Source organism: Micromonospora tarapacensis (assembly GCF_019697375.1).
Lineage (GTDB): Bacteria > Actinomycetota > Actinomycetes > Mycobacteriales > Micromonosporaceae > Micromonospora > Micromonospora tarapacensis.
In genome coordinates, this window is sequence record NZ_JAHCDI010000004.1 from 1796681 (window position 1) to 1815947 (window position 19267).

The following is a 19267-nucleotide window of genomic DNA, read 5'->3' on the forward strand; positions in this document are numbered from 1 at the left end:
GGGTGGCTACCCGGGCGGGCGAGGTGGTATACCTCGGCGGGCTGGTTGGCTTCCGGGTTGTTCACCGGTCGCGGCGTCGAGGGGCCGGATTGGGGTTGTTACAGGGTGTTTCGTGCCCCGTTTCCCTGTCCCGGTGGTCAGAGGCCGCCGCCGACGCGGAGGATGGCGCCGGTGGTGTAGGAGGCGTCGGGGCCGAGGAGCCAGGCGATGGCGGCGGCGACCTCGTCGGGTTCGCCGGGGCGGCCGAGTGGGATGCGGCCGGCGGCGTGTTCGGGTCGGTCGGGTTGGCCGGAGAGGGCGTGGATGTCGGTGCGGATGATGCCGGGGGCGACGGCGTTGACCCGGATGCCGCGGGGGGCGAGTTCCTTGGCCAGGCCGATGGTGAGGGTGTCGGTGGCGGCTTTGACGGCGGCGTAGTGGACGTACTCCCCTGGGCTGCCGAGGGTGGCGGCGACGGAGGAGATGTTGACGATGGCGCCGTGGGTCATCCGGCGGGCGGCCTGTTGGGCGCAGAGGATGTAGCCGACGAGGTTGATGTCGATGACGTCGCGCAGGTCGGCCAGGCGCAGCTCGGTGAAGGCTCCGATCGGGCTGGTGATGCCGGCGTTGTTGACCAGTCCGCTGATCGGGCCGAGTTCGGCGGCGGCGTCGAAGAGGGCGGCCACCTGGTCGGGGTCGCGGGTGTCGGCGGGTATGGCGATGGCGCGTACGCCGGTGGCGCGCAGCTCGGTCACGACGGTGTCGGCGGCGGTGTGGTCGCGGCGGTAGCCGAGTGCGAGGTGGTGGCCGGTGTGGGCGAGGCGGCGGGCGGTGGCGGCGCCGATGCCGCGGCTGCCGCCGGTGATGACGGTGACGGGTGCCATTGTCCTCCCCCTGCCCGGCTGGTGTCGGGGAGGTTACCGCGGCGGTCGGGGGTGGCGGGCAGGGCGTGGTCGAGCGCACCGAGGTGGCGCGGGTGCGGGTGCATACGGTGACGGTGTCGAGTGAGGAGTGCGCGTGGCGGGTGTGGGTGTCGGTGACCTGGTCGAGGACTTCGAGTTGCCGGACGAGACGGGTCGTCCCCGGCGGTTGTCGGAGTTCCTGGCGGCGGGTCCGGTGGTGTTGTTCTTCTATCCGGCGGCGATGACGCGGGGGTGTACGGCGGAGAGTTGCCACTTTCGGGATCTGGCGGCGGAGTTCGCCGCGGTCGGGGCGCAGCGGGTGGGGATCAGTCGGGATTCGGTGCAGCGGCAGGCGGAGTTCTCGCGGCTGCACGGGTTCGACTATCCGCTGCTGTCGGATCGGGATGGTGTGGTGGCGGACCGGTTCGGTGTGCGGCGTCGGTTGCCGCTGGGGCCGTTGAGTACCCGGCGGATGACGTTCGTGATCGGGGTTGATCGGCGGATCGTCGAGGTGGTGCGCAGTGAGCTGGGCATGAACGAGCATGCGGATCGGGCGTTGCGGGTGTTGGGGGGCTGATCTTCAGGTTGTCGCCGGCGGCTGGTATCAAGGCAGGCGGCTGAACATGTGTACGAGGGAAGAGGGTTGCTGATGGGTGCCGCTGGCCAGGGTTTGTCCGATGACGAGGTGCGCGGCATCCGGGAGGCGTTGAGCGCGGGGCGCAAGCCGAAGGTGGTGTTCACGGCTGCGGCCGGTCAGGTCGCCGGTCAGTTGGGTCAGGTGGTGGAGTTGACGGATCCGGCGGTGTCCGACGAGTTCGTGGTGGTGCGGTTCGGGCGGGACGAGTTGCCCTTCTCCCCCGCGGATGTGGCGGTGGCGCCGCGGGGTGCGGGGCGTCGGCCGGCCGAGCCGGCGTCGGCTGAGCCGACGGTGGTGGAGCCGACGGTGGTGGAGCCGGAGTTCGTGCTGGATCGGGTGCCGCAGCCGCGCCGGGAGGAGTCCAAGGTGGAGACGGTGGAGACGAAGGTGGACGCGGTGGAGGCGAAGCCACCGGCGCGGCGGGTGGCGAAGGCGGCCAAGCCGAAGGGTCCGGCGGGGCTGACGGTGACGTTGGCGTACGCCGAGGGCGAGTGGACGGTGGCGGCGCAGCAGGGCGGGAAGGTGCTGGCCAAGCCGTATGTACTGAAGCCTGCGGAAGCGCTGCGGATGGTGGCGTTGGTGGATGTGCCGGGGGTGCATGAGGCGGTGGAGCAGATCCTGGCCAGTGAGCGGTCGGAGGCGGAGCGGCAGGCGGAGCGGCTGCGGGCGGAGTTGGCGGAGATCGAGGCCCGGTTGGCGGAGTTGCGCGAGGCGGGTTGACCGGCAGCGGTGGAGGTGCTGTGCCGAGGGGCCCGGCTGCGGTTTTCGCGGTCGGGCCCTTGTGCTGGCGATGGCCGTGGTCGTGCCGCTTCGGGGTGCCGGGCCGGGCGGTGTGGTCAGGTGGCGGTGGTGGGTTCGTGGCGTACCGGGAAGTTGACGGAGTTGGCGATGAAGCAGGCGCGGTGGGCGTCGGTGTGCAGGGCGGTGGCGGTGTCGGCGGTGGTGGGGTCGGCGACGGTGACCTCGGGGTGCAGGACGGCCTCGGTGAAGTGGCCGGCGCCGGTGGCGTCGGTGGCGTCGGTGGTCATGGTGCCGGTGGCGTGGTCGACGTAGCTGGTGACGACGACGCCGTTGACGGCGCAGAGGTGCAGGTAGGCGAGCATGTGGCACTGGGACAGCGCGGCGAGCAGGAGTTGTTCGGGGTTCCAGCGGGTGGGGTCGCCGCGGAAGGTGGGGTCGGAGCTGCCGGCGATCGGTGGGCGGCCGTCGGTGGTGAGGTCGTGGTCGCGGCGGTAGTCGCGGTATCCGCTGGTGCCGGTGCCGAGGTTGCCGGTCCAGGTGACGGTGGTGGCGTAGTGGTGTGCGTGGGGCATGCGGATCAGCTCTCCGGTTGGTCGGGGTGGGTGGGGTGGGTTGCGCCGCGGTGGTGAGTGAGGAGCCGGTCGAGCAGGCGGACGAGTTCGCGGCGTTCGGTGGGGTCGAGGGGGGCGAGCAGGGTGTCCTGGGCGGTGTCGAGGGCCTGTTGCAGGTGGGTGAGTTCGCGGCGGCCGGCGGGGGTGATGTTGACGACGTTGCGGCGCCGGTCGTCGGGGTCGGGGTCGCGTCGCACGAGGTGACGGTCGGCGAGGTCGTTGAGGGTGCTGACGATGTCGCTACGGTCGATGCCGCTGTGCCGGCCGAGGTCGGCCTGGCTGGTGGGGCCGGTCTCGTCGAGGGCGGCGAGGAGGCGGTAGTGGTAGCCGCGGGCGTGGCGGCGGTCGAGGGCCGCACTGACCAGGCGGCCGGCGTGGGCGGCGGTCTGGGTGAGCAGCCAGCTGGGTGTGGTGCGGAGGCGGTTGGGTGCGCTGGTGCCGGTGGGCTGCATGCCTCGACTCTACGCTTACCGTTGGCCATACCCACGATCGGTGTTACGTTGGTCAAGCCAACATTGGTTCAACCAACTGGATGGGGTCGTCATGTCCACCACTCTCGACGGGCAGTTGCTCGGCCGGACCCACCACGCCACCCGGGCGGTGCTGGAGCGGGAACTGACCCGCCTCGGCCTCACCTTCGCGCAGTCGTTGCTGCTGACGATCCTGGTCCGCGCCGACGGCCCGCTCCCCGCGCCGAGGCGGCCCGGCGGCTGGCCGACACGCTGAAGCTCAGCGGCTCGGCGGCACACACCACGCTCGCCGAGTTGATCGCGGCGACGCTGGTGGCGCCGCTTGCCGAGGACGCCTCCCGGGTCGCGGTAACACCGACCGGACGGCAGGCCCATCGCCTGGTCGCCGCGGCCAGCGGTGAGATCGGTCACCGGCTCTGGGCGGGCCTGCCCGCCGACGACCTGGCCGCCGCCGCCCGGGTGCTCGACACGGTGCGGCGCCGGGCCGAGGAGAGCCTGGCGGCGGCGTGAACGGCCGGGCCGGCGGTGGCGCACCCGCCCCGCCGGCCCGCCGGGCTCAGTGCCGCGGGATGTGGGCCACGCCGATGCGCTTGCGGAACACCCAGTACGTCCAGCCCTGGTAGGCCAGCACGATCGGCGTGAAGAACACCGCCACCCACGTCATGATCGTCAGCGTGTACGGGGTGGCGGCGGCGTTGGTGGCGGTCAGCGTGCCGGCCGGGTCCAGCGTGGAGGGCAGCACATTCGGGAACAGCGCGGCGAACAGGGTCGCCACGGCCAGGCCGATCGCCAGGGCGGTGCCGGTGAACGCCCAGCCCTCCCGGCGTACCGCGGCGGCGGCGAGACCACCGAGCAGCGCGAGCGCGGCGCCGACGGCGAGCACGACGGCCGCGGCGCTGGACCGGATGGTCAGCGTCCAGCTCAGGAAGGCCACCGCGAGGACCGCGGCGGCGAGGCCGAGGCGGACCGCGAGGTCGGCGGCCCGGCGACGGATGTCGCCGACGGTCTTGAGGGCGACGAAGACGGCGCCGTGGGTGAGGAACAGCGCCGCGGTGGTCGCCCCGCCGAGCAGTGCGTACGGGCTCAGCAGGTCGAGCAGGCCGCCGGCGTACTCGTGGTCGGCGGCCAGCGGTACGCCGCGCAGGATGTTGGCGAAGGCGACGCCCCACAGCACCGCCGGGATCAGCGAGCCGACGAAGATCGCGACGTCCCAGCGGCGCTTCCAGGACTCCTCGGGCCGCTTGTGGCGGTACTCGAAGGCGACGCCCCGGGCGATCAGGGCCAGCAGGATCAGCAGCAGCGGCAGGTAGAAGCCGGAGAACAGGGTGGCGTACCACTCGGGGAAGGCGGCGAACATGGCGCCACCGGCGGTGATCAGCCAGACCTCGTTGCCGTCCCACACCGGCCCGATGGTGTTGATCATCACGCGGCGTTCCCGGTCGTCACGGCCGAGTACGGGCAGCAGCATGCCGACGCCGAAGTCGAAGCCCTCAAGGATGAAGTAGCCGGTGAACAGCACGGCGACGAGGAGAAACCAGATGGTGGTCAGGTCCACGATGGGGCTCCGGGGTCAGTAGGCGAAGGCGAGCGGCCGGTCGGCGTCGGTGTCGTCGGGTGCCGGGTCGGGCGTCACGTCGGGCACGCCGGCCCGGGCGTAGCGGACCAGCAGTTTCACCTCGATGACGGCGAGGGTGGCGTAGATGAGGGTGAAGGCGGTGAAGCTGGTGAGCACCTCGGCGAGGGAGACGCTGCGGGAGACGCCGTCGCGGGTGAGCATCTCGCCGAAGACGATCCACGGCTGGCGGCCCATCTCGGTGAAGATCCAGCCGAAGGAGTTGGCCAGCAGCGGCAGGATCGGCATGGCCAGGCCGGCGCGCAGCAGCCACCTGCTGCGCGGGGTGCGGCCCCGGCGCTGGCTCCACAGCACGAGCAGCGCGATGGCGGCGGCGGCGAGCCCGAAACCGATCATGAAGCGGAAGCTCCAGTAGGTGACCGGGATGATCGGGGTGTAGCTGCCCGGGCCGTACTGGGCGGTGTACGCGGCCTGTAGGTCGTTGATGCCCTGCACGGTGCCGTTGGGGTCGCCGGTGCCCAGGTAGGACAGCAGGTACGGGATCTTGAGGGCGAACAGTTCCCGGGTGCCGTCGAGGCTGCCGACGGTCAGTACGGAGAACGACGCGGGGCTCTCGGTGGCGTAGAGGCCCTCGGCGGCGGCCATCTTCATCGGCTGCACCTGAGTCATGATCTTGCCCTGGATGTCGCCGGTGATCACGACGGCGGCGGCGGAGAGCAGCGTGACCCAGGAGCCGAAGCGGGCGGCGAAGCGGTACGCCGGAGTGTCGGTGCTGTCGCGGTCGCGGATCAGGTGCCACAGGGCGACGGCCACCAGCAGCGACCCGGCGACCAGGAAGGCGCCGGCGATGGTGTGCGGGAAGGTGATCAGGGCGACCTTGTTGGTGAGCACGGCGACGAAGTCGGTGAGTTCGGCCCGCCCGCTGTCGGGGTTGATCCGGTAGCCCACGGGGTTCTGCATGAACGAGTTCGCGGCCAGGATGAAGTACGCCGACAGGTTGGTGCCGATGGCGGCGGCCCAGATGCTGGCCAGGTGCAGGCGTGCGGGCAGCCGATCCCAGCCGAAGATCCATAGACCGATGAATGTGGATTCGAGGAAGAAGGCGACCAGGGCCTCGATGGCCAGGGGTGCGCCGAAGATGTCGCCGACGAAGCGGGAGTAGTCGCTCCAGTTCATGCCGAACTGGAATTCCTGCACGATGCCGGTGACGACGCCCATGGCAAAGTTGATCAGGAAGAGTTTGCCGTAGAACCTGGTGAGCTTGAGGTACTTCTCGTCTGCGGTGCGGTGCCAGAGTGTTTGCAGGATGGCGACCAGGACGGACAGGCCGATGGTCAGCGGTACGAAGAGAAAGTGGTAGACGGTGGTGACACCGAACTGCCAGCGGGCGACGTCCAACGCGTCCACCTGCGACCCCCAGCTGCTCATACTACAAGACGTAGTAAATACTACAGCCCGTCGTACGACGATCGGCAGAGGCGGGCGACCCGAACCGGGTCGGGACCAATGACCCTGCTCACCTGCGCCGTACGGCCCGCCCTGGGCGCGGCCGGGGCCGGACGCCGTGCGACCATGTCCCGCTGATGGACACGGCCCACTCCCCCTGGCAGCCGCCGCTGATCTGGCGTGCCGCGCTGCTGCTCGCCCGCGTCCTGGTCGGGCTGCTGGCCCGGCTGGAGGTCACCGGCGACATCCCCGCCCGGCTGCGCGGCGGGCCGCTGATCCTGGCCGCCAACCACATCAGCCCGTTCGACCCGGTCGTGCTCGCCGCCGCCTGCCGGGCCCGCCGCGTCGCGCCGAGGATCATGGCCACCGGCGGGTTGTTCCGCGCCCCGGTCATCGGCGCCGCGATGCGCAGTGCCGGGCACATCCGCGTCGACCGGGGCACCGCCGGGGTGCACCGCGCCCTCGACGACGCCGCCGCCGCGGTCGGCGGCGGCGCGCCGATCCTGGTCTACCCCGAGGGGCGCATCGGGCTCGACCCGGGCATCTGGCCCGAACGCGGCAAGACCGGCGCCGCCCGGCTCGCCCTGACCTGCGGCGCCCCGGTCATCCCCGTCGCACAGTGGGGCTCCCACGAGGTGCTGCCCTACCAGGCGCCCAAGGGTCTCCTTCGCGGCATCGCCCGCGCGCTGGTGCGCCGCCCGACGGTGCGGGTGCACTTCGGCGACCCGGTGGACCTCGCCGACCTGGTCCACGGCGTGCCGGGCGGTGCCCGACGCGCCACCGACCGGATCATCGACGCCCTGACCGACACCCTCGTCCCGCTGCGGCCGGACGAACCCGACCGGCCCCGACACGTGGACCTGGGCCGGCCGGTCGACACCAGCCGCGCCCACCGGCGCCGCCCCGCCGCCGGCTGAGCTGCCCCGTCCGGCTCAGGTCGCCTGCTGCACCGCCCGCAGCACCTCGGTCACGGCCGAGGCCACCGGGGCCACCGGCGCGGCCAGCTCCGCCAGGCGCCGCAGCAACGCCGTCACCCGGGCCGGTTCGGGATCCGGCCGGGCCAGCTGGGCGCGCAGCTCCGCCGCCACCGACCGCGCCTGCTCCGGCAACTCGTCGCGGTGCCGGTCGAGCGCGTCGACCAACTGGGCGACCAGGGCCGGTACGTCGACGCCGGGGGCAGTGGCCCACAACGCACCACCGACCGCCTGGGCGCCGTGACCCACCGCCTGACTGCCGACCTGGCTCACCCCACCGGACTGCTGGATGCCGTAGTTGGCCGACGACTCGGACATGCCTCATCCTCCGCTCTCACGCTGGTCGTGGTTTCTCGCCCGCCGGTGCCGGCTGCGCGTGCTGCTCGGCCCGGGCGCCGGCGCCGACCGCCTGGTTGCCGATCACGCTGAGCCCGCCGGTCTGGATGACTCCCTGGTTGAGGATCATCATCTGCCGGCTGTGGAACTCCGTGGTGTCCACTCCCCGATCGTCGAGAAAGTCCACGATCGCCGCGAGTACGTGCCGCTCCACCACCTTCAGATGCTTCGCGGCGTCCAGCATCTGGAAGTAGTTGTGGTAGTCGGAGCCGGCCGCCAACTCCCGCGCCCCCGCCCGCGCCCCGTAGTCGTAGCCGAGGTCCTCGCCGGCCAGCCGTCGCAACCGCGCCTGCCGCCGTTGGTGGCGCAGCGTCTGCACCAGCTCGTCGACGAGGCGCCCCACCGCGGTGGCCGCCGTGGTGAGCAGGGCGTGGGAACCGGCCGCGAGCAACTGCACCAGCTGGCTCGCCGGCAGCCACTCGGTCAGCCGGTCGACGTCGTGGTAGGCAAGCCGTGGGGGTTCCAGCACGGTCCGGGCGCACTCCAGGTAGAGCAACCGGCCGTCGGTGGAAAAATGCAGGAAGGTGCTGGCCACCACCTCACCGCCCCAGGACGGCACCATCGCGCACAGGTAGTGCCGCACGGCGCCCTGCGGGTGGGCGGCGACCTGGTGCACCTGCTCGCTCGTCCAGTGCTGCCGCGGCATCCGCTGCCGCACCGGAAGCAGCCGGGCGTCGTCGGTCAGCAGCCGCCCGACGACGAAGACCCGGTCCTGCAGCACCAGCCCCGCCAGCCGATCAGCGCCGCCGTCGCTGTCCAACGCGGCCAGCCGCTGCCGCACGTGGTCGATCAGTTCGTCGACGACGAAGGGCGTCGGCACCTGGTCACCGTCGGCGCGACGAGGGCCGACGACGTGCTCGGCCGGCCGGATCGGCAGGGCGAACGACCAACCTGCCACCGGGGTGCCATGCCCGACGAAGGGGACGTACCCGCTGTAGACGGTGACATTGCCCCGTTGCGCCTCGTCGACGGCGGCCAGCCGGGCGGCGTACCGGGAGGGCACCGCCGCCTGCGCCGTCGCCTCCGCCGAGAACCGGTCACGTCGCAGTTGGGTCACGAGCAGCCACCGGGTGCCGTGCAGGTGGACCACGAGCGCCAGAAACGCGGCAATGCCGGCCGGCAACGCCAACCACGGCCGGCCGATGAGCCAGTTGGTCCCCTCGTTGGCGGCCACCTGGACCAGCAGCACCATGGCTGCGAAGGCCATCGAGATCATCCCCAGCAGCGGCCCGAGCTGACTCTGCCGGGTCGGCCGGAACGGCGCCAGCGAGGTCGCGGCGCGCATCGCCACGGCCACCGTCACCGTCCACAGCGGTGCGAGCAGCACGGCCAGGGTGCCGAAGAGCAGCAGCAGCAGATCGCGTCGGCGGCGGCGCCGGCGGGCCGCCAGGCAGTGCCGCAGGACGGGCGACAGATCGAAGTCCACCGACGGTGCGACGGCCCGCAGTTCGTCGCCGAGCACCTCGTAGAGCAGCCGGTCGGCGAACGTCTCGTCGACGTGCGCGGCGACGCAGAGGTACCGGGTGGCCTCGGTGTCGGCCAAAGGTTGCGGCGGTCGCTGCGGCGGCACCGTCGGAGTGCTGGATCGTAGAGTCAACTCAGCCACCCTCGGCGGGACGATCGGCCGCGACGGGCCGCGTCACGAGCCAGGCAAGCAGCAGGCCGTAGACCAGACCGCCGGCGAGCGCACCCCAGGTGGCCGTCTCCGCGTCGCTCCACGGGCTACGACGCCCTGCCGGATTGTTGACGACACCGATGAGTGCGATGAATGCGACACAGGCGATGGCGCCGAGGGCGGCCACCACGGCGCTGACCATCGTCGCTCCCAACACCGCCAGCGCCCGGTAGGCCCGGGCCGGCGAGGGCAGAGCGTTCAGCCGGCTCAGCAGCCACAGCGTGAGCGCGACGAACAGCAGGGTGCGGAGGTCGTTCCAGAGCCAGGACGAGTACGCCCGCGGGGTGTCCGGCGGCAGCTCCCACTGCGGCCACATCAATCCGATCAGCACGAACCTGGCCAGCTGCACTCCCGTGGCGGCGATCCCGTCGGCCCGGGGCAGGTCGCGGATCATCCCTGTGAGCAGGTCGTGTCCCGACGGGCTGCCGGCGACCAGCACCAGCGGAACGAACACCCAGGTGCCTGCCGTCAGTCGGCGTACCGGTGGCGGCGGGGCGGGCGGCGTCAGTCGGGGTGGCAGCGGATCCACCGGCTGCGCGGTCAGCGCGCCCTGCGGCGCGGTCAACGTTCCAGGCTCTGCGGACGACGGCCACGGCATCACGTCCACATGGTGCCGGCTGTGACCTGGATCGTGATCGTGACTGTCCGATATTCGGCAGTGGGTGCGGACCGACAGGTGGCACGCTTCCGTCGCCGGCCGGTCGCCCGCAGGTCACCGGGGCCGGGCATACTGCGCGGCGTGCCACCGACCCCGCACCCCTACCTCGACGCTCCGGCACCGCTGGCCTTCGCCCACCGTGGCGGCGCCGCCGACGGCGACGAGAACACCAGCGCGGCCTTCGCCCGGGCGGTCGGCCTGGGGTACCGGTACGTGGAGACCGACGTGCGCGGCACCGCCGACGGGGTGGCCGTGGTGTTCCACGACGACACCCTCGAACGGGTCACCGGGCAGCGCGGCCGGGTGGGCGCGCTGCGCTGGGCCGACCTCGCCTCGGTGCGCGTCGGTGGCGCGGCCGTGGTGCCCCGCCTCGACGAGGTGCTGACCGCGTGGCCGCAGGTGAGGTTCAACATCGACGTCAAGTCCGACCGGGCGGTGGCACCGACGGTGGCCACCGTCGCCCGGGCCGGGGCGGGTGACCGGGTGTTGCTGGCCTCGTTCAGCGACGCCCGGCTGGCCCGGCTGCGGGCCCTCACCCACGGGCGGGTCGCCACCAGCCTCGGCGTGCGCGGGGTGGCCCGGCTGCGGATGGCCTCGCTGACCGGCCGGCCGGTGCGGCTGCCGCCGTCGGTGGTGGCCGCGCAGGTTCCGGTGCGCTACGGCCGGGTGCCGGTGGTCGACCGCCGGTTTCTTCGGACGGCTCACCGGCTCGGTTTGCAGGTGCACGTCTGGACGATCGACGAACCTGCCGAGATGCACGAATTACTTGATCGTGGTGTTGATGGCATCATGACCGACCACGTCGGCGTGCTGCGCGACGTCTACCGCAGCCGCGGCCACTGGGCCGCCTGACCGACCGGGCAAAGGATCTCTCATGGCCGAGACGGCGACGCCTGCCGCGCAGGACAACCCGCCACCGATGAGCACCCGCCGGGAGCGCACCGGCTGGTACTTCTACGACTGGGCCAACTCGGCCTTCCAGACCACCGTCATCACGGTCTTCCTCGGGCCGTTCCTGACCAGCGTGGCCAAGGTCGCCGCCGGGTGCGAACTCGGCGCCGACGGCTGCACCGGGTACGTCTACCCGCTGGGCATCAAGGTGGCCGCCGGCTCGTACTACCCCTACCTGATCTCGCTGTCGGTGCTGCTGACGGTCTTCGTGCTGCCGGTGATCGGGGCGATCGCCGACCGGTCGCTGCACAAGAAGCGGCTGCTGGCCGCCACCGCCTTCACCGGCGCCGGTGCGACCGTCGGCATGCTCTTCGTCACCGGCGACCGGTATCTGCTCGGTGGCGTGTTGTTCATCGTCGCCAACATCAGCTTCGGCGCGGCGATCGTGGTCTACAACTCGTTCCTGCCACAGCTGGGCGGGCCGGACGAACGCGACGCCATCTCCAGCCGCGGCTGGGCGCTGGGCTACCTCGGCGGTGGCCTGCTGCTGGCGTTGAACCTCGTCGCGGTGCAGTCGTTCGACAACGGCACCGCCGAGCGCACGCTCGACCTGGCCCGCTGGTCCATCGTCTCGGCCGGCCTGTGGTGGGCGGCGTTCACCCTGGTGCCGCTGCGGTGGCTGCGCGAGCATCCCACCGCCGCGGCACTCGCCACCGGTGGTCGTGGCAACGTGCTCACCGACGGGTTCCGGCAGCTCGGCCGCACGCTGCGGGAGATCAAGGCGTACCCGCTGACGCTGTTCTTCCTGCTCGCGTTCCTGGTCTACAACGACGGCATCCAGACCGTCATCACGCTGGCCAGCCAGTACGGCACCGAGGAACTGCGGCTGGGGCAGAGCACCCTGATCGTGACGATCCTGCTGGTGCAGTTCCTCGCCTTCGGCGGCGCGCTGGCGCTCGGTGCGCTGGCCGGGCGGATCGGGGCGTGGAAGACCGTGCTGCTGAGCCTGGTGCTGTGGACCGTGGTGATCGTCGCCGCGTTCCGGCTGCCCGCCGAGGCGCCGCTGCCGTTCATGGTGCTCGGCGCGGCCATCGGCCTGGTCCTCGGCGGCAGCCAGGCGTTGAGCCGGTCCCTGTTCAGCCAACTGATCCCCGCGGGCAAGGAGGGTGAGTACTACGGCTTCTACGAGATCAGCGACAAGGGCACCAGCTGGCTCGGCCCGCTCGCGTTCGGGCTGGTGTTCCAGCTGACCAACTCCTACCGGGTCGGCCTGGTCTCTCTGTTGATCTTCTTTGTGGTGGGTTTCCTGCTGCTGCTGGCCGTGCCCGTCCGGCGGGCGATCGTCGCCGCCGGCAACACCCCGCCCCGGGTGCTCTGACCGGGCCGGCCTCCGGCCGCCGGTGGTGCGACGACCGACACCACCGGCCGGACCACCCGGTGAACGCCGGGAGACATCGCACTAGGCTGCCGGTCCGTGACCACCGACGACGCCGTACCAACCTGCCTGGCCCGCCCCCCGCTGCCCGCGGAGGGCGACAACCCCGCCGGGTGTGTCGCCGCCCGCGGCGTCGACGGCCGGCCGGCACACGCCGCCGCGCTGCGGTTCTACTGGGGGCCGATGGACTGCGGCAAGTCCACGATGGCGCTGCAGATGAACTACAACCACGCCCGGCAGGGCCGCCGGGGTCTGGTGACCACCCGCATCGACCGGTCGCTCGGCCCGCAGGTCACCACCCGCATCGGACTGGCCCACGAGGCGGTCGAGGTCACCGACTCCCTCGACCTGCGCACCCTGGTCCGCGACGCCTGGGCCGATGGGGTCCGCGTGGACTACCTGATCTGCGACGAGGCCAGCTTCTACTCCGTCGAGCACGTGGAACAGATGGCCGAACTTGTCGACAGCTACGACGTCGACGTGTACGCCTTCGGCCTGGCCACCGACTTCCGCTCCTGCCTGTTCCCGGCCGCGCAGCGGCTGTTCGAACTGGCCGACTCGGTGGCCCGCATCCAGGTGGAGGTGCTCTGCTGGTGCGGCCGGGAGGGCCTGCTCAACGCTCGCGTCGCCGGTGGGCGGGTGGTCCGCGAGGGCGAACAGGTCGTCATCGGTGACACCGCCGACACCGTCGACACCGCCGAGCTGCGCTACCAGGTGCTCTGCCGGCGGCACCACCGCACCGGCGACCTGGGGCCCCGCGGCACCACCGGCGGCGCCTGAGCGTCCCACCCGGCAGCACGCATAACGAAACGATCACTGCGCGAACCTTTCCCGAGTGCCCGCCCCTCCTGGTGGGTGGCAGTAGGCGACCACGGGCCGTACCGGCCCGCGAACCGGCGGGGGTAGAGGACGAATGAGGTTCGCGTTGCGGCGCGTCCGGGCCACCAGCGGACTGCTGCTGGCCGCGGCCGGGGCGGCGCTGGTGGCGACCGTCGCGCTCACCGGCCTGGCCGCGTACAACCGGGACGTCGTCGACGCCGGCACCCGCAACGTGCTGGGCGCGGCCACCGCCGAGGAACGATCGATCCTGGTACGGGCCTCCGCCGGGCGCACCGCCGAGGCGCTGCGGGAGCGGGACACCGCGCTGCGGGAACGGGTGACCGCCGACCTGCGTGGACTGCCCGCCCAGGTCGCCACCGCCGGGTACGCGGCCGGCCGGCAGCTGCGCGGCGACACCGGTGACGCCGTCGCCGACCGCACCGGCGCCACCTACGCGTCGGTGATGTTCCTCGACGACCTGCCCACCCACGCCCGACTGACCTCCGGTGCCTGGCCCGAGGCCGGGGCGCTGCCGGTGCAGACCGCCATCGCCGAGGCGGCGGCGACGACGCTGCGGGTGGGCGTCGGTGACCGCATCCCGATCACCGACGGGCTCAGTGGGCAGGTCACCGAGGTCACCGTGACGGGCGTGTTCACCCCCGTCGACCCCGACGCCGCGTACTGGCGGCTCGCGCCGGAGACCGCCACCGGGACGCTGCCGCAGGCGGCCACCTACGGCCCGATGGCGGTCTCCCGCGACGACTTCGTCACCCGCTTCCTGGCCAACGCCTCCGCCGGCTGGCTGATCGAGCCCGACCTCGCCGGGATCAGTCCCACGGTCCTGGACCGGCTGGGTGCCGCCGCCGCGCAGATCACCGGCGGCACCCCGGCCGAGGCCGGACTCGGTGACTCCGCGGTGACCAGCAGCGACCTGGTCGCCCTGGTGCGCCGCCTGCAACAGGCCACCCTCGCCGGTCGGTCCGCCCTGGTCACCCCGATGCTGCTGGTGGTGGTCCTCGGCGGGTACGCGCTGCTGCTGGTCGCGGTGCTGCTGACCGAGCACCGCCGCGCGGAGACCGCGCTGCTGCGGGCCCGGGGCGCGGCCCGCTGGCAACTGGCCGGGCTCACCGCCCGCGAGGCCGCCCTGGTCGTCCTGCCCGCCGCGGTCCTCGCCCCGCCGCTCGTCGTCGAGTTGCTGGGTCTCGCCGACCGGCTGCCCGGACTCGCCGCCGTCTCGCTGCGCCCGGACGCCCCGCCCGGCCCGATGCTCTGGCTGGTCGCCGGGATGGCCGCCGCCGGCTGCGCGCTGGCGATGATCGGGCCGAGCCTGCGCCGCGGCGACAGCTACGTCGCCGACCTGGCCAGCCGCTCCCGACCGAGCCGGCGCGGCATGGTGCAGCGGGCCGGGCTGGACGTCCTGCTGGTCGGTCTGGCCCTGCTCAGCTGGTACCAGCTCAGCCGGTACTCGTCGCCGCTGTCCCGCTCCCTCGGCGGCGAGTTGGGCCTGGACCCGATGCTGGCCGCCGCGCCCACGCTCGGCGTACTGGCCGGGGCGGTGCTCGCGCTGCGGCTGCTGCCACCGCTGGTCCGGCTCGCGGAACGCTGGGTGAATCGCAGGGCGTGGCCCGCCACCATGCTCGGCACCTGGCAGGCCGGCCGCCGACCGCACGCCGGCCCGGTGCTGCTGCTGGCCCTCGCGGTGGCGGTCGGCACCCTCGCCTGGTCTCTCGCCGGCACCTCGCAACGTTCCCTGGACGACCAGGCCGCTCACCGGGTCGGCGCCGACCTGCGGTTGACCGAGAGCAACGGCTCCGCTCCCGAGGACCGGGCCGACCAACTCGCCGCCCTGCCCGGCGCGCAGGCCGTGCTGGCGGCCTGGCGGGACACGGTGCGTCTCGGGCCGGCCGCCGAGCCGGCCACCATGCTGGCGGTGGACGCCGGCGCCGCCGGCCAGGTGGTGCAGTTGCGGGCCGACCTGGCCGGCGGATCCACCGACCGGTTGCTCGGCGCCCTCGGCGACGAGCGGGTCGAGGCGCCGCAGACTTCCCTGCCGGCGGGTACCCGGCGGCTGACCGGGCAGCTGCGTACCCGCGTCGACGACTTCGACTCCGGCCCGCCCATCCGTCACCACGCGGTGCTCACCGACCCCGGCGGCGGCTACCGGCGGGTGGCGCTCGGCTCCACCGGCCGCGACGGCGCCGCACTGCGGTTCTCCGTCGAGCTGCCGGCCGGCGACGGGCCGTGGCGGCTGGCCGGCTTCACCGCCGAGACCGTCGGTGGGTCGCGACTGACCTTCGACTGGCGGCTGGCCGGTCTGCGGGCCAGCCCGGACACCTCCGCCGGCACGCCGGTCGACCTGGCCGCGGACGGGCCGTGGCGGCTGGTGGACCGGGCCGGCGCCGCCACCGGGTCGACCGCGTCCGGCGGCACGCTGACCGCCCGCTACGAACGCGACCTGCCGGCGGGCTGGTTCTCCCGCGGGACGCCCCTGCAACTGGCTGTCTCCCGGCCGGCCGGCGTGGCGCCGGTGCCGGTGGTGGCCACCCCGCGGGCCCTGGACATGCTGCATGTGGACGTCGGGACGCGGACCCGGCTGTTCCTGGGCGGTGCCGAGGTCGACGCCGCCGTGGTCGACGGCGTGACCGCCCTGCCCGGCGACGCCGAGGACGCGGCGCTGCTGGTCGACCTGCCGTCGTTGAGCACCCGGCTCTTCCACGACCACGGCATCGTCCGCTCGCCGCAGGAGTGGTGGGTCTCCGCCCGGCCCGGTGCGGCGCAGCAGGCTGCCGCGGCGGCCGCCGCGCTCGGCGGGTTGACCGTGCTGGACCGTGCGGACGTCGCCGCCGACCTGGCCCGTGACCCGTTCGGTGTGGGAGCGCGCGGGGCGCTGTTCGCCGCCGCCCTCGCCGCGGTGCTGCTGGCCGCCGTGGGTGTCGCCGTGGACGTCAGTGCGACGGCGCGGCGACGGGCCACCGAACTCGCCGTGCTGCACACCCTCGGCGCCGGTCACCGCCTGGTGGCCCGGTCCCTGCTGGCCGAACAGTCGTTCCTCGCGGGCATCGGTGTGCTGGTCGGGCTGGCCGTCGGTGTCGGTGTGGCGGGGACGATGGCCCCGCTGGTCATCCTGACCCCGGCTGCCGACCGGCCCGATCCGCCGCCGCTGCTGAGCGTCGACTGGCCGCCGGTGCTGGCCACCGCCGTGGGCCTGCTGGCGCTGGCGCTGGTGTTCAGCGCGGCCGTGTCGATGGGCACCCGTCGGCGGCTGACCGCCACCCAACTCCGCATCGGGGAGGCCCGGTGAGCGCGAGGAACGCAGCGCAGCGGAGTCCCGCAGTCGCGAACGAAAGGCCGGCCCGGTGAGCGCGAGGAACGCAGCGCAGCGGAGTCCCGCAGTCGCGAGGCGGATCAGGGCGTACGGCGCCCATGTGGCGCTGCTGGCGGCGTTGGGTCTGGTGGCGGCCCTGCTGGTCACCGCCGCGCCCCGGCTGTCCAACGGGTACGCCGACCGGGGCTGCGCGCCGACGTGGCCCGGCTGCCGCACCTGGTGCGTGACCTGTCCCTCGCCGCCGAGCGGCCCGTGCCGGCCGCGGCCGGCCAGGCCGAGTTGGACCGGTACGCCGCCGCGCTGCCGCAGCCGCTGCCCGGCCTGGTGGACCGCCGGTGGTACGCCGCCTCGCTGGACGAGGAGCGGCTGCTCGCCATGGGCGACGACCCGCCGATGGACGGTGGCGCCTCGAAGATGTTCGGCCTTCGTGCCCAGACCGGCGTGGCGGAGGCGGCGGAACTGACCGCCGGGCGGTGGCCGCGCACCGGGGCGGACGGTCCGGCGGAGGTGACGGTGTCGGCGGCGGTGGCGCAGACGCTGTCCCTGCGTACCGGCGAGCAACTGCGGTTCATCGGCCCGGACGGTACGGCGCGGGCGCGGATCGTCGGGGTGTTCGAGCCACGCGATCCCGGTGACCCGGTCTGGGACGACCTTCAGCAGGCACTGCACCCGATTCTCCCGCTGCTCGACGGTGACCCCTACATCGTGGTCGGGATCACCGACTGGGCCGGTGTGGACGCCGTCTCCGCCGCCAGCGGCGCGCCGACGGTGAGCGGTTGGCGGTACCGCCTCGACGAGCAGCGGCTGGACACCGCGTCGGTGCCGGCCGTCACCGCGGCGGTGGCCGAGACCCGCCGCATGCGGTGGGCGGCGGAGGCGACGGTGCAGACGTCGCTGGACACCGCGCTGGCCCGCTTCGCCGGGCAGCTGTACGCCGTGCAGGCGCTGCTGGCCGTCGTGCAGGCCGGGCTGGTCGCCAGCCTGCTCGGGTTGATCCTGCTGGCCGCGCGGCTGGCCGTGCTGCGCCGCCGTGACGAGTTCGCGCTGCTGCGGGCCCGAGGCGCGTCGCTGGCCGCGATCGGCCTGCGTACCCTCGCCGAGGCCGCGCCCGTGCAACCGGTGGCCGTGCTGGTCGGCTGGCTGGCCGGCACCCGGGTGCCGGGGCGGGCCGGTGGGGTGCCCTGGCTGGTGCTGCTGCTGGCGGTGCTCACCGTCGCCGTGGTTCCGGTGCTGGCCGTGCTCTCGCAGCGGCGGGTCGGGACGGTCGCCGGGCGCACGGACGTGGCGCGGCAGCGCCCGTCGGTGCGGCGGCTGACCGTCGAGGTGGGCGTGCTGGTGCTGGCGGGTCTGGGTGTGGTGCTGTTGCGGCGCCGGGGCCTCGACCCGGCCGAGGGTGTCGACGCGTACCTCAGCTCGGTGCCCGTGCTGGTCGCGGTCGCCGCCGCGCTGGTGGCGGTGCGGCTGTTGCCATGGCCGCTGCGGCTGGCCGGCCGGCTGGCCGTGCGGGCCCGGGGAGCGTTGCTGTTCCTCGGTGTGGCCCGCGCCGGGCGGGGTGCGCCGGTGTCGCTGGGTCCGCTGGCCGTGCTGATCGTCGCGGTCAGCACGGGCGTCTTCGGTGGGGTGGTCGCCACCACGGTCAGCGCGGCGCGGGACCGGGCCGCGACCCTGACCGTGCCGGCGGACGCCTGGCTGACCGGGTACACCTTCTCCCCCGACGCCGCCGACGCCCTGACCCGGGTGTCCGGGGTGGAGGCGGTGGCTCGGGTGTGGGTGGGCTCCAACCGGCGGCTGGTGCCGGCGGCGGGGGCGCCGTCGCGGCAGATCGGCACGGCCCGGGTGCTGGTCGTCGACGCGCCGGCCTTCGCCGAGGTGGTGGCGCGCAGCGGCGTCGACGTGAATGTGCCGGCCACGTTGCGCGCCGCCGCCCGGGGCGACGGGCCGGTGCCGGCGGTGGTGTCGGCGAAGGTGGCGACGCAGGCCGGCGACCGGGCCGCGGTCGACGTGCAGGGCCGGCTGTACGAGTTCCACGTCGCTGGTGTGGCCGACGCCTTTCCCGGGGTGGGGCTGGGCACGGAACGGTTCGTGGTGCTGCCGTGGCAGGCGCTGCCCGAGTACGAGTACACGCCGATCGTCCCGAACCGGTATCTACTCGCCGGCGACGACATCGACCAGGCGCAGCTGCTCGGGGTCGCCGACGAGACGCAGCGGCAGCGGCAGTCCGCGGTGCTCGGCGTGCCGGTGACCCGGACGCAGCTGCCGGCGGAGTTGCAGACCTGGCGGGCGTACCGCGAGGGGTTGGATCGCACCGGGGCCAACGACGTGCTGACGCTGGCGTTCACCGCCGGCGCGGTCGGCGGTGCCGCGCTGGCCGTGCTGGCCGTCGGCTTCGCGGTGGTCGCCGACGCCGCCGGGCGGGGCCGGATGCTGGTCCCGGCTGCGCACGCTGGGTCTGTCCGCCGGCAGTGGCCGCCGGCTGCTGGTCTACGAGCTGGTACCGCTGGTGGTGGTCGCGGCGCTGACCGGCGCGGCGGTGGGGGCGGCCCTGCCCTGGGTCCTGGGCTCCACCCTGGGATTGTCCGCGTTCGCGCCGGACGTGCCGGTCGGCTACCACCTCGATCCGCTGATCGTGGCGTCGGTGTTGGGGCTGGTGGTGCTGGGCCTGGTGACGGGGCTGGCGGTGGAGAACCTGTCGAACCGGCGGATGCGCCTCGGTGAGGTGCTGCGGCTGGGAGAGG

The 19267-nt window shown here is 73.4% G+C and carries 18 protein-coding genes; 10 read left to right on the plus strand and 8 right to left on the minus strand.

Going from position 1 to position 19267, the window contains the following annotated elements:
- Positions 1 to 137: 137 nt before the first annotated feature.
- Positions 138 to 863, minus strand: coding sequence for an SDR family NAD(P)-dependent oxidoreductase (locus tag KIF24_RS14070; protein ID WP_221084421.1), 726 nt, complete (start codon positions 861 to 863; stop codon positions 138 to 140).
- A 133-nt stretch (positions 864 to 996) separates the two neighbouring features.
- Here KIF24_RS14070 and KIF24_RS14075 point away from each other — a divergent pair, with 133 nt between their 5' ends.
- Both KIF24_RS14075 and KIF24_RS14080 read left to right on the plus strand, forming a co-directional pair.
- Positions 997 to 1458 (plus strand): peroxiredoxin, encoded by a 462-nt coding sequence (locus tag KIF24_RS14075; protein WP_331461125.1) that lies wholly within the window; start codon positions 997 to 999, stop codon positions 1456 to 1458.
- A 72-nt stretch (positions 1459 to 1530) separates the two neighbouring features.
- On the plus strand, positions 1531 to 2238 hold the full coding sequence (locus KIF24_RS14080; protein WP_221084422.1) for a hypothetical protein: 708 nt from the start codon (positions 1531 to 1533) through the stop codon (positions 2236 to 2238).
- Between the two features lie 116 nt (positions 2239 to 2354).
- Here KIF24_RS14080 and KIF24_RS14085 read toward each other — a convergent pair whose 3' ends face one another.
- Together KIF24_RS14085 and KIF24_RS14090 are read right to left on the minus strand one after the other, a co-directional pair.
- The gene (locus tag KIF24_RS14085; protein ID WP_221084423.1) at positions 2355 to 2831 is read right to left on the minus strand and encodes an OsmC family protein; all 477 of its coding nucleotides are present in this window, start codon (positions 2829 to 2831) and stop codon (positions 2355 to 2357) included.
- Between the two features lie 5 nt (positions 2832 to 2836).
- Positions 2837 to 3322 carry a MarR family winged helix-turn-helix transcriptional regulator gene (locus tag KIF24_RS14090; RefSeq protein WP_221084424.1) on the minus strand — a complete coding sequence of 162 codons (486 nt, stop codon included), beginning with the start codon at positions 3320 to 3322 and terminating at the stop codon, positions 2837 to 2839.
- A 91-nt stretch (positions 3323 to 3413) separates the two neighbouring features.
- On the opposite strand from KIF24_RS14090, the gene KIF24_RS14095 reads away from it, so the two are divergent.
- The gene (locus KIF24_RS14095) at positions 3414 to 3596 is read left to right on the plus strand and encodes a hypothetical protein (protein ID WP_221084425.1); all 183 of its coding nucleotides are present in this window, start codon (positions 3414 to 3416) and stop codon (positions 3594 to 3596) included.
- Between the two features lie 38 nt (positions 3597 to 3634).
- Positions 3635 to 3850, plus strand: a complete 216-nt coding sequence (locus KIF24_RS14100; protein WP_221084426.1) for a hypothetical protein — start codon at positions 3635 to 3637, stop codon at positions 3848 to 3850.
- A 46-nt stretch (positions 3851 to 3896) separates the two neighbouring features.
- On the opposite strand, the gene cydB is transcribed toward KIF24_RS14100, so the two are convergent.
- Positions 3897 to 4895, minus strand: coding sequence for a cytochrome d ubiquinol oxidase subunit II (gene cydB / locus KIF24_RS14105; RefSeq protein WP_221084427.1), 999 nt, complete (start codon positions 4893 to 4895; stop codon positions 3897 to 3899).
- A gap of 15 nt (positions 4896 to 4910) precedes the next feature.
- On the minus strand, positions 4911 to 6320 hold the full coding sequence (locus KIF24_RS14110) for a cytochrome ubiquinol oxidase subunit I (RefSeq protein WP_221087347.1): 1410 nt from the start codon (positions 6318 to 6320) through the stop codon (positions 4911 to 4913).
- 176 nt (positions 6321 to 6496) lie between these two features.
- Here KIF24_RS14110 and KIF24_RS14115 point away from each other — a divergent pair, with 176 nt between their 5' ends.
- Positions 6497 to 7276, plus strand: coding sequence for a lysophospholipid acyltransferase family protein (locus KIF24_RS14115; RefSeq protein WP_221084428.1), 780 nt, complete (start codon positions 6497 to 6499; stop codon positions 7274 to 7276).
- A gap of 15 nt (positions 7277 to 7291) precedes the next feature.
- Here the strand turns inward: KIF24_RS14115 and KIF24_RS14120 are convergent, their stop codons facing one another.
- The 3 genes from KIF24_RS14120 to KIF24_RS14130 are packed head-to-tail and all read right to left on the minus strand — an operon-like array spanning position 7292 to position 9969.
- Entirely contained in the window at positions 7292 to 7651 is a 360-nt protein-coding gene (locus KIF24_RS14120) for a hypothetical protein (protein ID WP_221084429.1), read from the minus strand.
- A gap of 16 nt (positions 7652 to 7667) precedes the next feature.
- Positions 7668 to 9326: a hypothetical protein gene (locus KIF24_RS14125; protein WP_221084430.1), complete on the minus strand. Its 1659-nt coding sequence runs from the start codon at positions 9324 to 9326 to the stop codon at positions 7668 to 7670.
- A 1-nt stretch (position 9327) separates the two neighbouring features.
- On the minus strand, positions 9328 to 9969 hold the full coding sequence (locus KIF24_RS14130) for a hypothetical protein (protein WP_221084431.1): 642 nt from the start codon (positions 9967 to 9969) through the stop codon (positions 9328 to 9330).
- 174 nt (positions 9970 to 10143) lie between these two features.
- Here KIF24_RS14130 and KIF24_RS14135 point away from each other — a divergent pair, with 174 nt between their 5' ends.
- The 5 genes from KIF24_RS14135 to KIF24_RS32825 all read left to right on the plus strand — a co-directional run bounded on the left by KIF24_RS14135 (position 10144) and on the right by KIF24_RS32825 (position 19247).
- Positions 10144 to 10914, plus strand: a complete 771-nt coding sequence (locus KIF24_RS14135) for a glycerophosphodiester phosphodiesterase (protein ID WP_331461126.1) — start codon at positions 10144 to 10146, stop codon at positions 10912 to 10914.
- A 22-nt stretch (positions 10915 to 10936) separates the two neighbouring features.
- Positions 10937 to 12331, plus strand: coding sequence for an MFS transporter (locus KIF24_RS14140; protein ID WP_221084433.1), 1395 nt, complete (start codon positions 10937 to 10939; stop codon positions 12329 to 12331).
- Between the two features lie 126 nt (positions 12332 to 12457).
- Positions 12458 to 13168, plus strand: a complete 711-nt coding sequence (locus KIF24_RS14145) for a thymidine kinase (protein ID WP_407939997.1) — start codon at positions 12458 to 12460, stop codon at positions 13166 to 13168.
- 133 nt (positions 13169 to 13301) lie between these two features.
- Positions 13302 to 16508, plus strand: a complete 3207-nt coding sequence (locus KIF24_RS14150) for an ABC transporter permease (protein ID WP_221084434.1) — start codon at positions 13302 to 13304, stop codon at positions 16506 to 16508.
- Positions 16509 to 16730: 222 nt separating this feature from the next.
- Positions 16731 to 19247 carry an ABC transporter permease gene (locus tag KIF24_RS32825; RefSeq protein ID WP_230415591.1) on the plus strand — a complete coding sequence of 839 codons (2517 nt, stop codon included), beginning with the start codon at positions 16731 to 16733 and terminating at the stop codon, positions 19245 to 19247.
- Positions 19248 to 19267: the final 20 nt, after the last annotated feature.

What these genes read in the sequence shown, in the direction of transcription:
- KIF24_RS14090 (WP_221084424.1), bottom strand. Translation starts at nt 3,322, where the DNA reads ATGCAGCCCACCGGCACCAGCGCACCCAACCGCCTCCGCACCACACCC.
- KIF24_RS14115 (WP_221084428.1), top strand. Translation starts at nt 6,497, where the DNA reads ATGGACACGGCCCACTCCCCCTGGCAGCCGCCGCTGATCTGGCGTGCC.
- KIF24_RS14120 (WP_221084429.1), bottom strand. Translation starts at nt 7,651, where the DNA reads ATGTCCGAGTCGTCGGCCAACTACGGCATCCAGCAGTCCGGTGGGGTG.
- KIF24_RS14070 (WP_221084421.1), bottom strand. Translation starts at nt 863, where the DNA reads ATGGCACCCGTCACCGTCATCACCGGCGGCAGCCGCGGCATCGGCGCC.
- KIF24_RS14150 (WP_221084434.1), top strand. Translation starts at nt 13,302, where the DNA reads ATGAGGTTCGCGTTGCGGCGCGTCCGGGCCACCAGCGGACTGCTGCTG.
- KIF24_RS14080 (WP_221084422.1), top strand. Translation starts at nt 1,531, where the DNA reads ATGGGTGCCGCTGGCCAGGGTTTGTCCGATGACGAGGTGCGCGGCATC.
- KIF24_RS14095 (WP_221084425.1), top strand. Translation starts at nt 3,414, where the DNA reads ATGTCCACCACTCTCGACGGGCAGTTGCTCGGCCGGACCCACCACGCC.
- KIF24_RS14085 (WP_221084423.1), bottom strand. Translation starts at nt 2,831, where the DNA reads ATGCCCCACGCACACCACTACGCCACCACCGTCACCTGGACCGGCAAC.
- KIF24_RS14140 (WP_221084433.1), top strand. Translation starts at nt 10,937, where the DNA reads ATGGCCGAGACGGCGACGCCTGCCGCGCAGGACAACCCGCCACCGATG.